This is a genomic window from Rhodococcus sp. C3V, from assembly GCF_029269915.1.
Classification (GTDB): Bacteria; Actinomycetota; Actinomycetes; order Mycobacteriales; family Mycobacteriaceae; genus Rhodococcus_F; species Rhodococcus_F qingshengii.
On the sequence record NZ_JARJBE010000002.1, the window covers coordinates 797598 to 812928 of the forward strand.

General features: G+C 61.7%; 28 protein-coding genes. All 28 read right to left on the minus strand.

All coding sequences use genetic code 11. From position 1 onward, the window contains the following. Positions 1–22 precede the first annotated feature (22 nt). On the minus strand, positions 23–436 hold the full coding sequence (gene rpsK, locus P3G66_RS08760) for a 30S ribosomal protein S11 (RefSeq protein ID WP_003940683.1): 414 nt from the start codon (positions 434–436) through the stop codon (positions 23–25). Further along, positions 436–810 (minus strand): 30S ribosomal protein S13, encoded by a 375-nt coding sequence (gene rpsM / locus P3G66_RS08765; RefSeq protein WP_003940834.1) that lies wholly within the window; start codon positions 808–810, stop codon positions 436–438. Before rpsM ends, rpsK begins: the two co-directional genes overlap by 1 nt. 250 nt (positions 811–1060) lie before the next feature. After that, the gene (gene rpmJ, locus P3G66_RS08770) at positions 1061–1174 is read right to left on the minus strand and encodes a 50S ribosomal protein L36 (protein ID WP_003938068.1); all 114 of its coding nucleotides are present in this window, start codon (positions 1172–1174) and stop codon (positions 1061–1063) included. Between the two features lie 90 nt (positions 1175–1264). After that, positions 1265–1486 (minus strand): translation initiation factor IF-1, encoded by a 222-nt coding sequence (gene infA, locus P3G66_RS08775; RefSeq protein WP_003418601.1) that lies wholly within the window; start codon positions 1484–1486, stop codon positions 1265–1267. 313 nt (positions 1487–1799) lie between these two features. Beyond that, entirely contained in the window at positions 1800–2597 is a 798-nt protein-coding gene (gene map, locus P3G66_RS08780) for a type I methionyl aminopeptidase (protein WP_003940806.1), read from the minus strand. Next, positions 2597–3142 carry an adenylate kinase gene (locus tag P3G66_RS08785; RefSeq protein WP_003940868.1) on the minus strand — a complete coding sequence of 182 codons (546 nt, stop codon included), beginning with the start codon at positions 3140–3142 and terminating at the stop codon, positions 2597–2599. Before P3G66_RS08785 ends, map begins: the two co-directional genes overlap by 1 nt. Next, complete coding sequence (gene secY, locus P3G66_RS08790; protein ID WP_003940773.1) at positions 3139–4458, minus strand: preprotein translocase subunit SecY; 1320 nt, start codon at positions 4456–4458, stop codon at positions 3139–3141. Before secY ends, P3G66_RS08785 begins: the two co-directional genes overlap by 4 nt. Before the next feature lie 276 nt (positions 4459–4734). Then, the gene (gene rplO / locus P3G66_RS08795) at positions 4735–5178 is read right to left on the minus strand and encodes a 50S ribosomal protein L15 (RefSeq protein ID WP_003940829.1); all 444 of its coding nucleotides are present in this window, start codon (positions 5176–5178) and stop codon (positions 4735–4737) included. Positions 5179–5180: 2 nt separating this feature from the next. Then, entirely contained in the window at positions 5181–5360 is a 180-nt protein-coding gene (gene rpmD, locus P3G66_RS08800) for a 50S ribosomal protein L30 (protein WP_003940751.1), read from the minus strand. Continuing rightward, positions 5360–6031: a 30S ribosomal protein S5 gene (rpsE, locus tag P3G66_RS08805; protein ID WP_003940718.1), complete on the minus strand. Its 672-nt coding sequence runs from the start codon at positions 6029–6031 to the stop codon at positions 5360–5362. The genes rpmD and rpsE overlap by 1 nt, the downstream gene beginning before the upstream one ends. Positions 6032–6062: 31 nt before the next feature. Next, positions 6063–6470: a 50S ribosomal protein L18 gene (gene rplR / locus P3G66_RS08810; RefSeq protein ID WP_276116397.1), complete on the minus strand. Its 408-nt coding sequence runs from the start codon at positions 6468–6470 to the stop codon at positions 6063–6065. Between the two features lies 1 nt (position 6471). Continuing rightward, the gene (gene rplF / locus P3G66_RS08815; RefSeq protein WP_003940970.1) at positions 6472–7011 is read right to left on the minus strand and encodes a 50S ribosomal protein L6; all 540 of its coding nucleotides are present in this window, start codon (positions 7009–7011) and stop codon (positions 6472–6474) included. A gap of 14 nt (positions 7012–7025) precedes the next feature. Next, positions 7026–7424 carry a 30S ribosomal protein S8 gene (gene rpsH, locus P3G66_RS08820; RefSeq protein WP_003940873.1) on the minus strand — a complete coding sequence of 133 codons (399 nt, stop codon included), beginning with the start codon at positions 7422–7424 and terminating at the stop codon, positions 7026–7028. Positions 7425–7875: 451 nt separating this feature from the next. After that, entirely contained in the window at positions 7876–8061 is a 186-nt protein-coding gene (locus tag P3G66_RS08825) for a type Z 30S ribosomal protein S14 (protein WP_003940698.1), read from the minus strand. A 4-nt stretch (positions 8062–8065) separates the two neighbouring features. After that, complete coding sequence (gene rplE / locus P3G66_RS08830; protein ID WP_003940924.1) at positions 8066–8632, minus strand: 50S ribosomal protein L5; 567 nt, start codon at positions 8630–8632, stop codon at positions 8066–8068. Position 8633: 1 nt separating this feature from the next. Further along, positions 8634–8951 carry a 50S ribosomal protein L24 gene (rplX, locus tag P3G66_RS08835; protein WP_003941019.1) on the minus strand — a complete coding sequence of 106 codons (318 nt, stop codon included), beginning with the start codon at positions 8949–8951 and terminating at the stop codon, positions 8634–8636. Then, positions 8951–9319: a 50S ribosomal protein L14 gene (gene rplN, locus P3G66_RS08840; protein WP_003940951.1), complete on the minus strand. Its 369-nt coding sequence runs from the start codon at positions 9317–9319 to the stop codon at positions 8951–8953. Before rplN ends, rplX begins: the two co-directional genes overlap by 1 nt. A 326-nt stretch (positions 9320–9645) precedes the next feature. Continuing rightward, on the minus strand, positions 9646–9927 hold the full coding sequence (rpsQ, locus tag P3G66_RS08845; protein WP_003941020.1) for a 30S ribosomal protein S17: 282 nt from the start codon (positions 9925–9927) through the stop codon (positions 9646–9648). Then, positions 9924–10160 carry a 50S ribosomal protein L29 gene (gene rpmC, locus P3G66_RS08850; RefSeq protein WP_003940734.1) on the minus strand — a complete coding sequence of 79 codons (237 nt, stop codon included), beginning with the start codon at positions 10158–10160 and terminating at the stop codon, positions 9924–9926. The genes rpsQ and rpmC overlap by 4 nt, the downstream gene beginning before the upstream one ends. Continuing rightward, on the minus strand, positions 10160–10576 hold the full coding sequence (gene rplP, locus P3G66_RS08855; RefSeq protein ID WP_003940899.1) for a 50S ribosomal protein L16: 417 nt from the start codon (positions 10574–10576) through the stop codon (positions 10160–10162). The genes rpmC and rplP overlap by 1 nt, the downstream gene beginning before the upstream one ends. Positions 10577–10579: 3 nt before the next feature. Beyond that, positions 10580–11386, minus strand: coding sequence for a 30S ribosomal protein S3 (gene rpsC / locus P3G66_RS08860; RefSeq protein WP_003941003.1), 807 nt, complete (start codon positions 11384–11386; stop codon positions 10580–10582). After that, positions 11386–11790, minus strand: a complete 405-nt coding sequence (gene rplV / locus P3G66_RS08865; protein ID WP_003940717.1) for a 50S ribosomal protein L22 — start codon at positions 11788–11790, stop codon at positions 11386–11388. Before rplV ends, rpsC begins: the two co-directional genes overlap by 1 nt. After that, positions 11787–12068: a 30S ribosomal protein S19 gene (rpsS, locus tag P3G66_RS08870; RefSeq protein WP_003940820.1), complete on the minus strand. Its 282-nt coding sequence runs from the start codon at positions 12066–12068 to the stop codon at positions 11787–11789. The genes rplV and rpsS overlap by 4 nt, the downstream gene beginning before the upstream one ends. A gap of 13 nt (positions 12069–12081) precedes the next feature. Further along, positions 12082–12918, minus strand: a complete 837-nt coding sequence (rplB, locus tag P3G66_RS08875) for a 50S ribosomal protein L2 (protein WP_003940895.1) — start codon at positions 12916–12918, stop codon at positions 12082–12084. 39 nt (positions 12919–12957) lie between these two features. Beyond that, the gene (rplW, locus tag P3G66_RS08880; protein ID WP_003940990.1) at positions 12958–13263 is read right to left on the minus strand and encodes a 50S ribosomal protein L23; all 306 of its coding nucleotides are present in this window, start codon (positions 13261–13263) and stop codon (positions 12958–12960) included. Beyond that, positions 13260–13934 (minus strand): 50S ribosomal protein L4, encoded by a 675-nt coding sequence (rplD, locus tag P3G66_RS08885; protein ID WP_003940723.1) that lies wholly within the window; start codon positions 13932–13934, stop codon positions 13260–13262. The genes rplW and rplD overlap by 4 nt, the downstream gene beginning before the upstream one ends. Continuing rightward, positions 13931–14587 (minus strand): 50S ribosomal protein L3, encoded by a 657-nt coding sequence (gene rplC, locus P3G66_RS08890; protein WP_003940826.1) that lies wholly within the window; start codon positions 14585–14587, stop codon positions 13931–13933. The genes rplD and rplC overlap by 4 nt, the downstream gene beginning before the upstream one ends. 17 nt (positions 14588–14604) lie before the next feature. After that, positions 14605–14910, minus strand: a complete 306-nt coding sequence (gene rpsJ, locus P3G66_RS08895) for a 30S ribosomal protein S10 (protein ID WP_003938093.1) — start codon at positions 14908–14910, stop codon at positions 14605–14607. Positions 14911–15331 lie beyond the last annotated feature (421 nt).

The window sequence follows — 15331 nt, forward strand, 5'->3', positions numbered from 1 at the left end:
TTTCTTCTACCTATCCTTCCCGCTATACCCGACGCCGCTTGGGCGGACGGCAGCCGTTGTGCGGCTGGGGGGTTACATCGGAAATGGTGCCGACCTCGAGGCCAGCGGCCTGGAGGGAACGGATTGCGGTCTCGCGACCGGATCCCGGTCCCTTGACGAAGACGTCAACCTTCTTGACACCGTGCTCCTGCGCCTTACGGGCAGCGCTCTCAGCAGCAAGCTGAGCGGCGAAGGGAGTCGACTTACGCGAACCCTTGAAGCCGACGTGTCCCGAAGACGCCCAGGAAATGACATTTCCGGCGGGGTCCGTGATGGACACGATGGTGTTGTTGAAGGTGCTCTTGATGTGAGCGGCGCCGTGCGGGATGTTCTTCTTATCCCTGCGACGCGTCTTCTGGGTCTTCTTCGGACCGGTGCTACGTGACTTCGGGGGCATTACTTCGCCTTCTTCTTGCCGGCAATGGTGCGCTTCGGACCCTTACGGGTACGGGCGTTGGTCTTGGTGCGCTGACCACGCACGGGCAGACCACGACGGTGGCGCAGGCCCTGGTAGCAGCCGATCTCGATCTTGCGACGGATGTCGGCCTGAACCTCGCGGCGAAGGTCACCCTCAACCTTGAGCGACTCCTCGATGTACTCGCGGAGCTTTGCCAGGTCCTCGTCCGAGAGGTCCTTGCTCCGGAGATCCGGGCTGACGCCGGTGGCGTCAAGGATTTCCTTGGAGCGGGTACGGCCGATGCCGTAGATGTATGTCAGTGCGATCTCCATGCGCTTTTCGCGAGGAAGATCAACACCAGAGAGACGTGCCATGGTGGCATTTCCTTATCGGTGTGCGGAGGTCTGCTCCCAGCCCTTCCCCTGTGCCTCTTGCCGAGTACCGACGCCCGAAGGCGCAGATGATCTCATCAACTAACTCAGTGGGGCCCCGGCCTCCGTGCCGGGGGTGAACCATTGTCCGACCTTGGCGATCGGTGAACGATCGCGTGGGGTCTCGTCAACAATGGCTGGTACTGGGAGGTCTTCTTTGCTTGTTGCCAAGCAGATCTTCGAAAAGCTAGATCTAGCCCTGACGCTGCTTGTGACGCAGGTTCTCGCAGATCACCATGACTCGACCGTTACGGCGAATCACTTTGCACTTCTCGCAGATCTTCTTGACGCTCGGCTGAACCTTCACGTCTTCTGATCTCCTGTTTTGTCGCAGCCCGCCGCGATGAACCGCGGCAGACATACTTCTCCCTGACCCAGGTCAGGTCCGGGAAGTTCGTTACTTGTAGCGGTAAACGATGCGTCCGCGCGACAAATCGTAGGGCGAGAGCTCTACGACAACGCGATCTTCCGGGAGGATGCGAATGTAGTGCTGACGCATCTTTCCGCTGATGTGGGCGAGGACCTTGTGGCCATTCTCGAGCTCAATGCGGAACATCGCATTGGGCAGCGGCTCGACTACTCGTCCTTCGACCTCGATGGCCCCGTCTTTCTTAGCCATATCCTCCGCGATCCGTTTGGTTTGGCATGCTTCGTGCATCGGCTTCCGTTACATTGGCACGCAATGGAAAGATCGTCGGCAGTTCGAAAGCCCGATCCCGGAGTGATCCGGGCGTAGGCACACGAACTATCGACGCGCATAGCGCACCGCCTAGCCATGTTACGCGATGTAAACGACCAGGCCAAATGCGCCTCCGGTCAGGGTGACGACGCACACCGCTCCCCCATCGAAAAAGTCCCAGCCTCGAAATGAGGCTGGGACTTCTCGAACATGAATCATGCTCGCTGCCAACACTTGTCAGCGACTGTGTCGACTACTCCGGCCGGAGTGTCAGAATCCGCGGACCGTCTTCGGTCACTGCGACAGTGTGCTCCCAGTGCGCCGCACGGGACCCGTCGGTCGTAACAACGGTCCAGTCGTCGTCGAGAATCACCGTGTCGGTGGTGCCGAGCGTGAGCATCGGCTCAATCGCCAGGCACGATCCGACAACCAGTTCAGGACCCTTACCCGGGGCACCTTCATTGGCGAGGAACGGATCCATGTGCATTTCCCGGCCGATTCCGTGTCCGCCGTATCCGTCGACGATGCCGTAGGAACGACCGTGCAACTTCTCGGCGGCATGAGTACCGACCTCGATCGCGTGCGAAACATCCGTCAGACGGTTGCCGGCGATCATTGCCGCGATCCCGGCTTCCATAGAAAGCCGAGTGGCTTCGCTGAGCTCCTGATCGGCGACGCTGATCTCACCGACACCGAACGTCCAAGCGGAGTCACCGTGCCATCCGTCGAGGATCGCGCCACAGTCGATGGAAACCAGGTCGCCTTCAGCCAGGATGTCCTGAGCTGAAGGGATTCCGTGAACGACGCGATCGTTGACCGAAGAGCAGATCGAGCCGGTGAAGCCGTGGTACCCGAGGAACGAGGGCACGGCGCCGGCGTCACGAATGACGGATTCAGCGACCGCGTTCAATTCCAAAGTGCTGACACCGGGCTTCGCCGCAGCGCGAACCGCCACCAGAGCCGAACCCACGATCGCGCCGGCAGCAGCCATCGCGTCGAGTTCGCCCGCGGAGCGGAACGGAACAACCTTGCGTTTGCGCCCGAAGACCATTACTTACCCAACGCTGCCAGTGCGCGAGCGTTGACCTCTTCGACCTCGCCGATCGCGTCGACGGAGACGATGCTGTCCTTGTAGTAATCGAACAGCGGTGACGTCTCGTCGCGGTAGACCCGGAGTCGGTTGCGAATGACGTCCTCGGTGTCGTCTGCACGACCACGGGCGAGCATACGCTCGACCACGATGTCCTCGTCGACGACGAAGGAGAGGACACCGTCGAGCTTGGTGTCGAGATCCTTCAAGATTCCCTCGAGTGCCTGAGCCTGTTCGACCGAGCGCGGAAATCCGTCGAGAAGGAAACCGTTTGCTGCGTCCGGTTCTGCGACGCGAGCCTTCACCATGTCGTTGGTGATCGAGCTCGGTACGAGTTCGCCGGCGTCGATGTACTTCTTTGCTTCCACACCGAGAGCGGTGGCCTGACCGATGTTCGCGCGGAAGAGATCACCCGTGGAGATATGGGGAACGCCGAACTTCTCGGACAAGATAGCGGCCTGGGTGCCCTTGCCGGCACCGGGAGGACCAAGGAGGACAAGTCTCACTTGAGGAACCCTTCATAGTTACGCTGCATTAGCTGACTCTCGATCTGCTTCACGGTGTCCAGGCCGACGCTGACCATGATCAGCACCGCGGTGCCACCGAACGGCAGGTTCTGCGCGCCGCCGCCGTTCCCGATGTCGAGGAACAGGTTGGGCAGAACAGCAATGGTGCCGAGGTAAATCGCACCCGGAAGGGTGATGCGACTCAGCACGTAGTTGAGGTAGTCCGCGGTCGGCTGACCGGGTCGGATACCGGGGATGAAGCCGCCGAACTTCTTCATCTCGTCGGCGCGCTCTTCGGGATTGAAGGTGATGGCGACGTAGAAGTACGTGAAGAAGACGATCAGGCCGAAGTAGATCGCGATGTACACCGGGTTGGCCGGATTCACCAGGTAGGTGTTGATGAGGCGCTGCCACCAACTGGGGTCGACCGCTGTACTGGCCGAAGTCAGCTGTGCAATCAAGTTCGGGAGGTACAGCAGTGAAGACGCGAAGATCACCGGGATGACGCCGGCCTGGTTCACCTTCAGAGGCAGGTACGTCGAGGATCCGCCGTACATCTTGCGTCCGACCATCCGCTTCGCGTACTGCACCGGGATACGACGCTGACCCTGCTCGACGAAGACGACACCGGCGATGATCAGCAGCGCTGCGAGGCAGACGAAGGCGAAGACCAGCGGACCACGGCTGTCGAGGATTGCCTTGCCCTCGCTCGGGATACGCGATGCGATACCGGCGAAGATGAGGAGGGACATACCGTTGCCGACGCCACGTTCGGTGATGACCTCGCCGAACCACATGACCATGGCAGCACCGGCAGTCATGACCAGCACGATGATGACAAGTCCGAAGATCGACTTGTCGGCGATGATGTCGTCACAGCCCTGGAGCAACTGTCCGCGTGCCGCAAGAGCGACGATGCCGGTCGACTGCAGGATTGCCAGAGCAATGGACAGGTAACGCGTGTACTGCGTCATCTTGGCCTGGCCGGACTGGCCTTCTTTCCGAAGTTCCTCGAACTTCGGAATCACCACGGTCAGGAGCTGCACGATGATGCTCGCCGTGATGTACGGCATGATGCCGATCGCAAAGATCGACATCTGCAGCAGAGCGCCGCCGGAGAACAGGTTGATCAGCGAGTAGATACCTGCTGAGTCACCGGAGTTGGCGATATCGATGCACTGACGCACACGGCCGTAGTCGACACCTGGGGACGGGATGAGAGCGCCGACCCGATACAGAGCCACCAAGCCGAGGGTGAAGAGGATCTTCCGCCTCAGGTCTGGGGTCCTGAGGGCCGAGACGAAGGCGGAAAGCAAAGATCCTCCTGGCACGACGGTAGGGAGACAGATCGTTTTGACCTGTCGAACTTTTGAACTCTAACAGTGAGCATTTGGGAACTAGGCGGGCAGACCACGAAAACCGGGTAAGCCGAAGATACATTTGCCACTCGGTGACCAGAATACTGGCCCGTCCGAGCATGCACGACCAATCTGTGACACGACCTCGTACCTGTGACACGACCTCGTAGACGCCGATGGCCGCACCGCAGCAAACGCTGCGCTGCGGCCATCGGACTAGCTACGCGTGATCACTCACAGCTCGGTGGCGGAACCACCGGCAGCAGCAATCTTTTCCTTGGCGGAACCGGTGAACTTGTCGACGGTCACCTGAACGGCAACTGTCAGTTCGCCGTCGCCCAGAACCTTGACGAGCTGGTTCTTGCGGACTGCGCCCTTGGCGACGAGATCCTCGACCGTGATTGCTCCACCTTCGGGGAACAGACGGGCGATGTCGCCGACATTGACGACCTGGTACTCGACGCGGAACGGGTTCGTGAAGCCCTTGAGCTTGGGCAGACGCATGTGAAGCGGCATCTGTCCACCCTCGAAGCCCACGCGCACGGTGTTACGTGCCTTGGTGCCCTTGGTACCGCGACCTGCGGTCTTACCACGCTTGCCGCCCTCACCGCGTCCAACACGAATCTTGTTGGACTTGGATCCCGGAGCGGGGCGCAGGTGGTGCAGTTTGATGGTCATGGTTAGACCTCCTCAACTGTTACGAGGTGGCGCACCACGTTGATCAGACCGCGGTTCTGTGCGTTGTCCTCACGAACAACGGTCTGACGGATGCCCTTGAGACCCAGCGTGCGCAGAGAATCCTTCTGGTTCTGCTTGGTCCCGATGATGCTCTTGATCTGAGTGACCTTGAGATCTGCCATTACTTCACACTCCCAGCAGCCTGTGCGCGAGCGCGAAGCATGCCGGCGGGTGCAACCTCTTCGAGGGTGAGGCCGCGGCGAGCCGCAACTTCCTCGGGACGCTGCAGACCCTTGAGCGCAGCAACGGTCGCATGCACGACGTTGATGGCGTTGTCGCTACCGAGCGACTTCGACAGGATGTCCGCGATACCAGCGCACTCCAGCACGGCGCGCACAGCGCCACCGGCGATAACACCGGTACCGGGGCTTGCCGGGCGAAGCATGACGATGCCGGCAGCAGCCTCACCCTGAACGGGGTGAGTGATGGTGTTGGCGATCATCGGGACGCGGAAGAAGCTCTTGCGAGCCTCCTCGACACCCTTCTGGATGGCCGCGGGAACTTCCTTGGCCTTTCCGTAGCCGACGCCGACCAGTCCGTTGCCGTCTCCGACGATCACCAGAGCGGTGAAGCTGAAGCGACGACCACCCTTGACGACCTTGGAAACGCGGTTGATCGTGACAACGCGCTCGATGAACTGTGACTTCTCCGCAGCGTTTCCGCCACGGCCACCGTCGCGACGGTCACGGCCGCCACCACGGTTGTCCCCACGAGCGTTGCTGTTGTCACCGCTGTTGGGGCCATTCTGTCCGGCGGGTCCGCTTCCGCCGTCACGCCTTTGACGTCCCGGCATCAGGCTGTCCTTCCGTTGAAAATGTTGGTCATCAGAACTTCAACCCGCCTTCGCGAGCCGCGTCTGCCAGGGCCGCGATGCGACCGTGGTAGCCGTGTCCGCCGTGGTCGAAGACAACTGCTTCCACGCCGGCAGCCTTGGCGCGCTCGGCGATCAGCTGACCGACCTTCGCGCTCGCAGCCTTCTTGTCGCCTTCTGCCACGAGCACGTCTGCTTCGATGGTCGACGCGGAGGCCAGGGTGTGGCCGGCCAGGTCGTCCACGAGCTGGACGTGGATGTGGCGCGAGGACCGGTTGACGACCAAGCGGGGACGCTCGGGCGTGCCGGAGACCTTCTTGCGGAGACGGAAGTGACGACGCGTCTTCGAGAGACGACGCTTGGTGGACGCATCCTTGCCCAGCGGAATCCGCTTGGCTTTCTGGTTTGCAGTCTGGCTCATATCACTTACCCGTCTTTCCGACCTTGCGGCGGATCTGCTCACCCTCGTAACGCACGCCCTTACCCTTGTACGGGTCCGGACGACGGAGACGACGGATGTTGGCCGAGATCTGCCCGACCTTCTGCTTGTCGATGCCGGACACCGAGAACCGGGTGGGCGACTCGACGACGAAGGTGATGCCTTCAGGAGCCTCGATCGGCACCGGGTGGCTGAAGCCGAGCGCGAACTCGAGGTCCTTGCCCTTCAGTGCCACACGGTAACCAACACCGTGGATCTCCATCTTCTTCGTGTAACCCTCGGTGACACCGGTGATGATGTTCGCAACCAGGGTCCGCGACAGACCGTGCAGCGCGCGGCTACGACGCTCGTCGTCGGGGCGCGTGACGCTCAGCGAGCCGTCCTCTGCCTTTTCGATTGCGATGGGCTCGGAGATGGTCAGCGCGAGGGTGCCCTTGGGACCCTTGACGGTGACATCCTGGCCGCTGATCGTGACGTCAACGCCCGCGGGGACGGTGACCGGAATCTTTCCAATACGCGACATTGTGGTGGCCTCCCTTACCAGACGTAGGCGAGGACTTCCCCGCCTACTCCTTGATTGGCCGCCTGGCGATCGGTGAGCAGACCGGACGACGTGGAGATGATGGCCACGCCGAGGCCTCCGAGGACCTTGGGCAGGTTGGTGGACTTCGCGTAAACCCGGAGACCGGGCTTGGAAACGCGACGCACGCCGGCGAGGCTACGCTCGCGGCTGGGACCGTACTTCAGATCGACGATGAGGGTCTTGCCGACCTCTGCGTCTTCGGTACGGAAATCGGAGATGTAGCCCTCGCGCTTGAGGATCTCGGCGATGTTCGCCTTGATCTTCGAGTGGGGAAGCTTCACCTCATCGTGGTACGCCGTGTTGGCGTTGCGCAGACGCGTCAAGAAGTCTGCGATGGGGTCAGTCATGGTCATAGGTCGACCTCGACACCTTTCTCGCTGTGGTTCCCATGCAACACCGGACGAATCCGATCGTGGGCCTCCAGCAATTCGGCTGGGCCGTCCGACTTGTGTCAGACGGCGTAAGTTACCGCACCGAGCTGAACGCATGCGTCAGCCACGGCAACCGCCCTAGTGTAGGGAACTTTGGCGCAAGTGTCCACCGGGATCCCATGTCGCCTCCCCCACTGCCGCCCGAAGGATGCGATCGGGAAGCTATCGACGCACCCCGAAATCTGAACTGCTCGTTCGGCACCGAAGAACGACACCGACGAACGATGATCGCTTTCAACCAGAGTCGCAGCGGGGCAGTTCTTTTCAGGATCGGCACGATTCACATCTCGATGAAAACCACGAATGGGCGTGGGTTCCAAAGGAACCCACGCCCATTCACATGCGTGGTGTGACGAAGCCCGAGGGCCTCAGATCACCAAGAGCTCTTGCGAACTCCGGGAAGCTCGCCGGCGTGAGCCATCTCGCGAACGCAGATACGGCACAAGCCGAACTTGCGGAACACCGAGTGCGGGCGACCGCACCGCTGGCAGCGGGTGTAGGCGCGAACCGCGAACTTGGGCTTCTTGTTGGCCTTGTTGACCAATGCCTTCTTAGCCATGCGCTCAGTTCTCCTTGAACGGGAAGCCGAGGTGCTTGAGCAGTGCACGGCCTTCTTCGTTGTTGGTTGCGGTGGTCACGACGGTGATGTCCATGCCGCGGGGGCGATCGATCTTGTCCACGTCGATCTCGTGGAACATCGACTGCTCGTTGAGGCCGAACGTGTAGTTGCCGTTGCCGTCGAACTGGTTGCCCGAGAGACCGCGGAAGTCGCGGATACGGGGCAGAGCGACAGACACGAGGCGGTCCAGGAACTCCCACATGCGGTCACCACGGAGGGTGACGCGTGCACCGATGGGCATACCTTCGCGGAGCTTGAACTGCGCGATGGACTTACGTGCCTTGCGGATCTCGGGCTTCTGGCCCGTGATCAGCGACAGGTCATGGACAGCGCCGTTGATCAGCTTGGCGTCACGGGCAGCGTCGCCGACGCCCATGTTGACGACAACCTTGACGACGCCGGGGATCTGCATGACGTTCGAGTAGTCGAACTCGCTGTTGAGCGCGTCCTTGATCTCAGCGCGGTAGCGTGCCTTGAGGCGCGGCTGGACCTTGTTTTCGGTGGAGGTCATGTCAGATGTCCTTCCCGTTCTTCCGGGAAATCCGAACGCGCTTGCCGGACTCTTCGTCGGTGCGGTAGCCCACGCGGGTGGGGTTTCCGTCCGAGTCGACGACTGCAACGTTGGAAACGTGGATCGGGGCTTCCTGCGTGACGATGCCGCCGGAGGATGCTCCGCGCTCGTTCGCGGAAACCGCGGTGTGCTTCTTGATTCGGTTCACGCCTTCGACGAGGACCTTGTCGGTCGCGGGGTAGGCCTGAATGACCTTGCCCTTCGCGCCCTTGTCCTTGCCGGCGATGACCAGAACGGTGTCACCCTTGTGCACCTTCATCACAGCACCTCCGGGGCAAGCGAAACGATCTTCATGAACTTCTTCTCGCGCAGCTCACGGCCGACGGGTCCGAAGATGCGGGTTCCACGGGGATCACTGTCAGCCTTGATGAGCACTGCAGCGTTCTCGTCGAACTTGATGTAGGAACCGTCCGGACGACGGCGCTCCTTGGTCGTGCGAACGATGACGGCCTTGACGACCTCACCCTTCTTGATGTTTCCACCGGGGATTGCGTCCTTGACGGTGGCGACGATGACGTCACCGATCCCGGCGTAGCGACGTGACGAACCGCCGAGAACGCGGATGCAAAGGATTTCCTTGGCACCCGTGTTATCAGCGACGCGAACTCGCGACTCCTGCTGAATCACTTGATCTCCCTAGACCTGGAATTTCGTGCGCAACGGATTACCGACCCGGTGCGCGCGGTCATTGTTGCCACCTGCGTCGTGTCTGAGCTGCAGTCCCACCGACTGACGTCGGGAGACGATCACTGCAAGCACCGTTCGAGCTGCGCACGTGAAGACACACCTCTGCCACAGGCAACCGTTCTATTGTAGGGAAGGGTTCACCGAATACCAAATCAGCCGTACTCGACGCAACTCGAACCCTTCGCCCGGAAAGCCGAATGGCCCACTCCCCCAAGGGGAAGCGGGCCATTCGGTGATACTCGATCAGCTCGAGGATTCGATCAGGCTTACTTGGCCTTTTCGAGGACCTCGACCAGACGCCAGTGCTTCGTCGCGGACAGCGGACGGGTTTCCATCAGCTGAACGCGGTCGCCGACGCCGGCAACGCCGTTCTCGTCGTGCGCCTTCACCTTGGTCGTACGGCGGATGATCTTGCCGTAGAGCTTGTGCTTGACGCGGTCTTCGAGCTCGACCACGATCGTCTTTTCCATCTTGTCGGACACGACGTATCCGACACGGACCTTACGGCTCGCGCGCTCTTCTGTGCTCACTGCTTTTTCCTCACTCATGCCGCGTCACCTGCATCCGGACCCACAGCGAGTCCGAGCTCACGCTCACGCAGGACGGTGTAGATGCGCGCGATCTCGTGACGAACGGTGCGCAGTCGTCGGTTGTTGTCCATCTGGCCGGTAGCCATCTGGAAACGAAGGTTGAAAAGCTCTTCCTTCGACTCACGGAGCCGGGTGACCAGCTCGTCTTCACTGAGCTCGCGGAGCTCTGCTGCTGGGGTTCCAGTAGCCATCAGAACTGCTCCTCTCTGGTCACGATCCGGCACTTGCACGGGAGCTTGTGCATCGCGCGGCGCAGGGCCTCACGAGCAATCTCCTCGTTGGGGTATGTCATCTCGAACAGAACGCGTCCGGGCTTGACGTTGGCAATCCACCACTCGGGCGAACCCTTACCGGAACCCATTCGGGTTTCGGCCGGCTTCTTCGTGAGGGGGCGATCCGGGAAGATGTTGATCCAGATCTTGCCGCCACGCTTGATGTGCCGAGTCATGGCGATACGAGCGGACTCGATCTGCCGGTTGGTGATGTAGGCAGGCTCGAGAGCCTGGATGCCGTAGTCACCGAAGGTCACCTGGGTACCGCCCTTGGCGGCACCCGAACGGCTCGGGTGGTGCTGCTTGCGGTGCTTGACCCGCCGTGGGATCAACATGCGTCAGCCCTCCTGATTCTGTTCAGTTGCGGGAGCATCGGCGGTTGCGGTCGCTGCGCGGCCGGCCTCGGTGCTGGTCGCAGTGGTACCGGTGGCACCGGAACGACGCGGACGGCTCGGACGCTCACGACGCGGGCGATCCCCGGCCGGTGCGGCCGTGTTGGCGGCGAGCTCACGCTTGCCACCGACGATGTCGCCCTTGTAGATCCAGACCTTGACGCCGATGCGACCGAAGGTGGTCTTGGCCTCGTAGAGGCCGTAGTCGATGTCCGCACGAAGCGTGTGCAGCGGCACACGGCCTTCGCGGTAGAACTCCGACCGGGACATCTCGGCGCCGCCGAGACGACCGGAGCACTGAACGCGGATTCCCTTGACGTTGGGCTGACGCATGGCCGACTGGATGGCCTTGCGCATTGCACGACGGAAGGCAACGCGGTTCGAGAGCTGCTCGGCCACACCCTGTGCGACGAGCTGTGCTTCAGCTTCTGCGTTCTTGACCTCGAGGATGTTCAGCTGAACCTGCTTGCCGGTCAGCTTCTCGAGCTCGGAGCGGATGCGATCGGCTTCGGCGCCGCGGCGGCCGATGACGATGCCCGGACGTGCAGTGTGGATGTCCACGCGAACACGGTCACGGGTGCGCTCGATTTCGACCTTCGCGATTCCTGCGCGCTCCATGCCGGTGGCGAGGAGCTTACGGATCGCGACGTCTTCCTTGACGTACTCCGCGTACTGCTTGTCTGCGTACCAGCGAGACTTCCAGTCGGTGGTGATGCCGAGACGGAAGCCGTGCGGGTTGATTTTCTGGCCCACTACTGAGCACTTCCCTTCCGGCGATTACGGGTCGATGTTCCGGTCTTCGGCAGGCTCTCCACGATCACGGTGATGTGACTGGTGCGCTTGCGAATACGGAACGCACGTCCCTGTGCACGCGGCTGGAACCGCTTGAGGGTCGCGCCCTCGTCCACGAACGCCGTAGCAACGACAAGCGTGCTGGGGTCGAGGTCGAGGTTGTTCTCGGCGTTGGCTGCTGCGGAGGCGATCACCTTGGCGACCGGCTCGCTCGCTGCCTGCGGCGCGAACTTCAGGATGTTCAGGGCGTCTTCAACCGAGCGCCCGCGGACCAGGTCCACAACTCGACGTGCCTTCATCGGCGTAACGCGAACGTGCTTCGCTACAGCCTTGGCAGTCGGGTTGGCGGTTTCGGTGTTGCTCATCGCCTCTTCGCCTTCCGATCATCCTTGATGTGACCCTTGAACGTGCGGGTCGGTGCAAACTCTCCGAGCTTGTGTCCGACCATGGAGTCGGAAACGAACACGGGGACGTGCTTGCGGCCGTCGTGAACTGCAAACGTGTGGCCGATGAAGTCCGGGATGATTGTCGAACGACGGGACCAGGTCTTGATGACCTGCTTGGTTCCCTTTTCGTTCTGTACATCCACCTTCGCGAGGAGGTGGTCATCGACGAACGGGCCCTTCTTAAGGCTGCGTGGCATCCTTCACTCCCTCCTAGCGCTTGTTCTTGCCGGTGCGGCGGCGACGGACGATCATCTTGTCGCTTGCCTTGTTCTTGCGGGTACGGCCTTCAGGCTTACCCCACGGGCTGACCGGGTGGCGTCCACCTGAGGTCTTGCCCTCGCCGCCACCGTGCGGGTGGTCGACCGGGTTCATCACGACACCACGAACGGTCGGGCGCTTGCCCTTCCAACGCATACGGCCGGCCTTGCCCCAGTTGATGTTCGACTGCTCGGCGTTGCCGACCTCGCCGACGGATGCGCGGCAGCGCACGTCGACGCGACGGATTTCACCGGAAGGCATACGCAGCGTGGCGTAGCTGCCTTCCTTACCGAGGAGCTGGATACTGGCGCCTGCGGAACGAGCCATCTTGGCTCCGCCGCCGGGACGCAGTTCCACACCGTGGATGGTGGTACCAGTCGGGATGTTGCGCAGCGGCAGGTTGTTGCCCGGCTTGATGTCGGCGCCTGCACCGGACTCGACCGGTGAACCCTGCACCAGGCCCTTGGGGGCGATGATGTAGCGCTTCTCACCGTCTGCGTAATGCAGGAGTGCGATGTTTGCTGTGCGGTTGGGGTCGTACTCGATGTGAGCGACCTTTGCCGGGATGCCGTCCTTGTCGTTGCGACGGAAATCGATCAGTCGGTATGCACGCTTGTGTCCGCCACCCTTGTGACGGGTGGTGATACGACCGTGTGCGTTACGTCCACCGCGACCGTGCAGCGGGCGAACCAGCGACTTCTCGGGGGTCGACCGAGTGATCTCGGCGAAGTCCGAGACGCTCGAGCCACGACGGCCCGGTGTTGTCGGCTTGTACTTACGGATTGCCATGAGTCTTCTCGTCCTCTATGTCTCGTCAAGTCCCGGCGCTTACGCGACCGGTCCTCCGAAGATCTCGATGGGCTTGCTGTCAGCGGACAGGGTCACGAGCGCGCGCTTGGTGTCCTTGCGCTTGCCGTAACCGAATCGGGTCCGCTTACGCTTGCCCTGACGGTTGGCGGTGTTGACGCTGGTCACCTTGACGCCGAAGACCTTCTCGACGGCAATCTTGATCTGCGTCTTGTTCGAGTCCGGGTGCACCAGGAAGGTGTAGGTGCCTTCCTCGATCAGTCCGTAGGACTTCTCGGAGATGACCGGAGCGAGCAGGATGTCGCGGGGGTCAGCGATGGTGCTCACTTGGCGTCCTCCTTGTTCTGAGCGCTCTCTGCGGGCCCGTGGATGAACGCGTTGAGTGCCTCGACGCTGAACACGACATCGTCTGCATTGAGCACGTCGTAGGTGTTGAGCTGGTCGGGTGCAATGGGATGCACGCCTTCCAGGTTCTGCACGCTCTTCCAAGCGGCTACATCCTGGCGACCCACGACGAGCAGCAGCTTCTTGCGATCCGAAATCTCGCCGAGGAACGCGATTGCGCCCTTGGTCGAAGGCGTCTGCCCTGCAACCAGTTCGGTGATGACGTGGATGCGCTCGTTGCGTGCGCGGTCAGAGAGGGCTCCGCGAAGAGCGGCTGCCTTCATCTTCTTGGGGGTGCGCTGGCTGTAGTCACGCGGCTGCGGGCCGTGAACGGTTCCGCCGCCGACGAACTGCGGTGCGCGAGTCGAGCCCTGGCGTGCGCGGCCGGTGCCCTTCTGGCGGTACGGCTTCTTGCCACCGCCGCGGACGTCGCCGCGGGTCTTGGTGGAGTGGGTTCCCTGACGAGCAGCTGCGAGCTGCGCGACGACAACCTGATGGAGAAGCGCGATGTTGGCCGGAGCGTCGAAGATCTCAGCGGGGAGATCGACGGTGCCGTTGGTCTTGCCGCCGGCGACCTTGACGTCCAGGGTCAACTTGGTCTCGGTGCTGGTCATGCCCGTGCACCACCCTTCACTGCACTCTTGACGATCACGAGGCCGCCCTTGCGGCCGGGGATCGCACCCTTGATCAGCAGCAGGCCGTTCTCTGCATCCACCTTGTGGACCGAGAGGTTCTGCGTCGTGATGCGGTCGCTACCCATGCGTCCGGACATGCGCATGCCCTTGAACACGCGGCCGGGAGTTGCACAGCCACCGATGGAGCCCGGGCGGCGGTGAACAGCCTGGGTACCGTGCGACGCGCCCTGTCCCTTGAAGCCGTGACGCTTCATGGTTCCGGCGAAGCCCTTGCCCTTGCTGGTTCCGGTGACGTCGACGTATGCGCCGTCCTCGAAGACCTCGGCGGTGAGCTCCTGGCCGACCTCGTAGTCGGAGGTGTCCGCAACGCGGAGCTCCACTACGTGGCGACGCGGGGTCACACCAGCCTTGGTGAACTGGCCGGAAGTCGGCTTGTTCACCTTGCGCGGGTCGATGGCGCCGAACGCGAGCTGAACGGCGCTGTAGCCGTCACGCTCTTCGGTACGGATCTGGGTTACGACGTTCGGCCCAGCCTTCACGACGGTGACCGGGACAACCCGGTTGTTCTCGTCGAAGACCTGGGTCATGCCGAGCTTGGTGCCCAGGATTCCCTTGATCTTGGTATCAGTCATTGTTTTTGTCTCCGCCGTCACTGAATGTTCACGTCGACACTGGCCGGAAGGTCGATGCGCATGAGCGCGTCAACCGTCTTCGGCGTCGGGTCGAGAATGTCGATCAGCCGCTTGTGAGTACGCATCTCGAAGTGCTCGCGCGAGTCCTTGTACTTGTGCGGCGAGCGGATGACGCAATATACGTTCTTCTCGGTCGGCAACGGCACAGGTCCAACGACGCGGGCACCCGTACGGGTTACCGTCTCGACGATCTTGCGCGCTGACGCGTCGATCGCCTCGTGGTCGTAGGCCTTGAGCCTGATGCGGATCTTTTGTCCCGCCACGCTTAGTGTCCTTTTCTTGCCGCGTTTCGTAGCCCGCCTGGTCAGGCTCGAGCTACCTCGTCTGCACAGTCCTTGCCTGGACGATGACACGACGAACACTGAAGCGATCGGGACCAAGTCCAAGTTCTCGGGAGTACCGAGATTCGGATCGAGATCAGGATCTGCTGCCGCTGTTCGTTTGTCATTGTTCTCCGGTACACGCGGTCGGGCGTGTCGCCTTCTCACTCATCCTGCGCCGGACAATCTTTCGATTATCTGGCGCGTGATGCGTACCGGACGTGTTCGATGTCGAACACAAAGTAGGTACTGCTTCCGTCCTGCATTACTTCTCGTCTTGCATGGTCACAGTCGTTGACCCGATTACCCTGACGGGATCTGCGATCGATCGTCTGTGACGTCTTACCCTTACCCGATCACGGCC

What these genes read in the sequence shown, in the direction of transcription:
- rplE (WP_003940924.1), bottom strand. Translation starts at nt 8,632, where the DNA reads ATGACCTCCACCGAAAACAAGGTCCAGCCGCGCCTCAAGGCACGCTAC.
- rpmC (WP_003940734.1), bottom strand. Translation starts at nt 10,160, where the DNA reads ATGGCTACTGGAACCCCAGCAGCAGAGCTCCGCGAGCTCAGTGAAGAC.
- rplD (WP_003940723.1), bottom strand. Translation starts at nt 13,934, where the DNA reads ATGACCAGCACCGAGACCAAGTTGACCCTGGACGTCAAGGTCGCCGGC.
- rpsQ (WP_003941020.1), bottom strand. Translation starts at nt 9,927, where the DNA reads ATGAGTGAGGAAAAAGCAGTGAGCACAGAAGAGCGCGCGAGCCGTAAG.
- map (WP_003940806.1), bottom strand. Translation starts at nt 2,597, where the DNA reads ATGGTCTTCGGGCGCAAACGCAAGGTTGTTCCGTTCCGCTCCGCGGGC.
- rplR (WP_276116397.1), bottom strand. Translation starts at nt 6,470, where the DNA reads ATGAGCCAGACTGCAAACCAGAAAGCCAAGCGGATTCCGCTGGGCAAG.
- rpsS (WP_003940820.1), bottom strand. Translation starts at nt 12,068, where the DNA reads ATGCCACGCAGCCTTAAGAAGGGCCCGTTCGTCGATGACCACCTCCTC.
- rplX (WP_003941019.1), bottom strand. Translation starts at nt 8,951, where the DNA reads ATGAAGGTGCACAAGGGTGACACCGTTCTGGTCATCGCCGGCAAGGAC.
- rplV (WP_003940717.1), bottom strand. Translation starts at nt 11,790, where the DNA reads ATGAGCAACACCGAAACCGCCAACCCGACTGCCAAGGCTGTAGCGAAG.
- rplO (WP_003940829.1), bottom strand. Translation starts at nt 5,178, where the DNA reads ATGACCATCAAACTGCACCACCTGCGCCCCGCTCCGGGATCCAAGTCC.
- rplP (WP_003940899.1), bottom strand. Translation starts at nt 10,576, where the DNA reads ATGTTGATCCCACGGCGGGTCAAGCACCGCAAGCAGCACCACCCGAGC.
- rpsM (WP_003940834.1), bottom strand. Translation starts at nt 810, where the DNA reads ATGGCACGTCTCTCTGGTGTTGATCTTCCTCGCGAAAAGCGCATGGAG.
- rpmD (WP_003940751.1), bottom strand. Translation starts at nt 5,360, where the DNA reads ATGGCAGATCTCAAGGTCACTCAGATCAAGAGCATCATCGGGACCAAG.
- rplB (WP_003940895.1), bottom strand. Translation starts at nt 12,918, where the DNA reads ATGGCAATCCGTAAGTACAAGCCGACAACACCGGGCCGTCGTGGCTCG.
- rplF (WP_003940970.1), bottom strand. Translation starts at nt 7,011, where the DNA reads ATGTCGCGTATTGGAAAGATTCCGGTCACCGTCCCCGCGGGCGTTGAC.
- rpsH (WP_003940873.1), bottom strand. Translation starts at nt 7,424, where the DNA reads ATGACCATGACTGACCCCATCGCAGACTTCTTGACGCGTCTGCGCAAC.
- P3G66_RS08825 (WP_003940698.1), bottom strand. Translation starts at nt 8,061, where the DNA reads ATGGCTAAGAAGGCATTGGTCAACAAGGCCAACAAGAAGCCCAAGTTC.
- infA (WP_003418601.1), bottom strand. Translation starts at nt 1,486, where the DNA reads ATGGCTAAGAAAGACGGGGCCATCGAGGTCGAAGGACGAGTAGTCGAG.
- rplC (WP_003940826.1), bottom strand. Translation starts at nt 14,587, where the DNA reads ATGACTGATACCAAGATCAAGGGAATCCTGGGCACCAAGCTCGGCATG.
- rpsE (WP_003940718.1), bottom strand. Translation starts at nt 6,031, where the DNA reads ATGCCGGGACGTCAAAGGCGTGACGGCGGAAGCGGACCCGCCGGACAG.
- rpsK (WP_003940683.1), bottom strand. Translation starts at nt 436, where the DNA reads ATGCCCCCGAAGTCACGTAGCACCGGTCCGAAGAAGACCCAGAAGACG.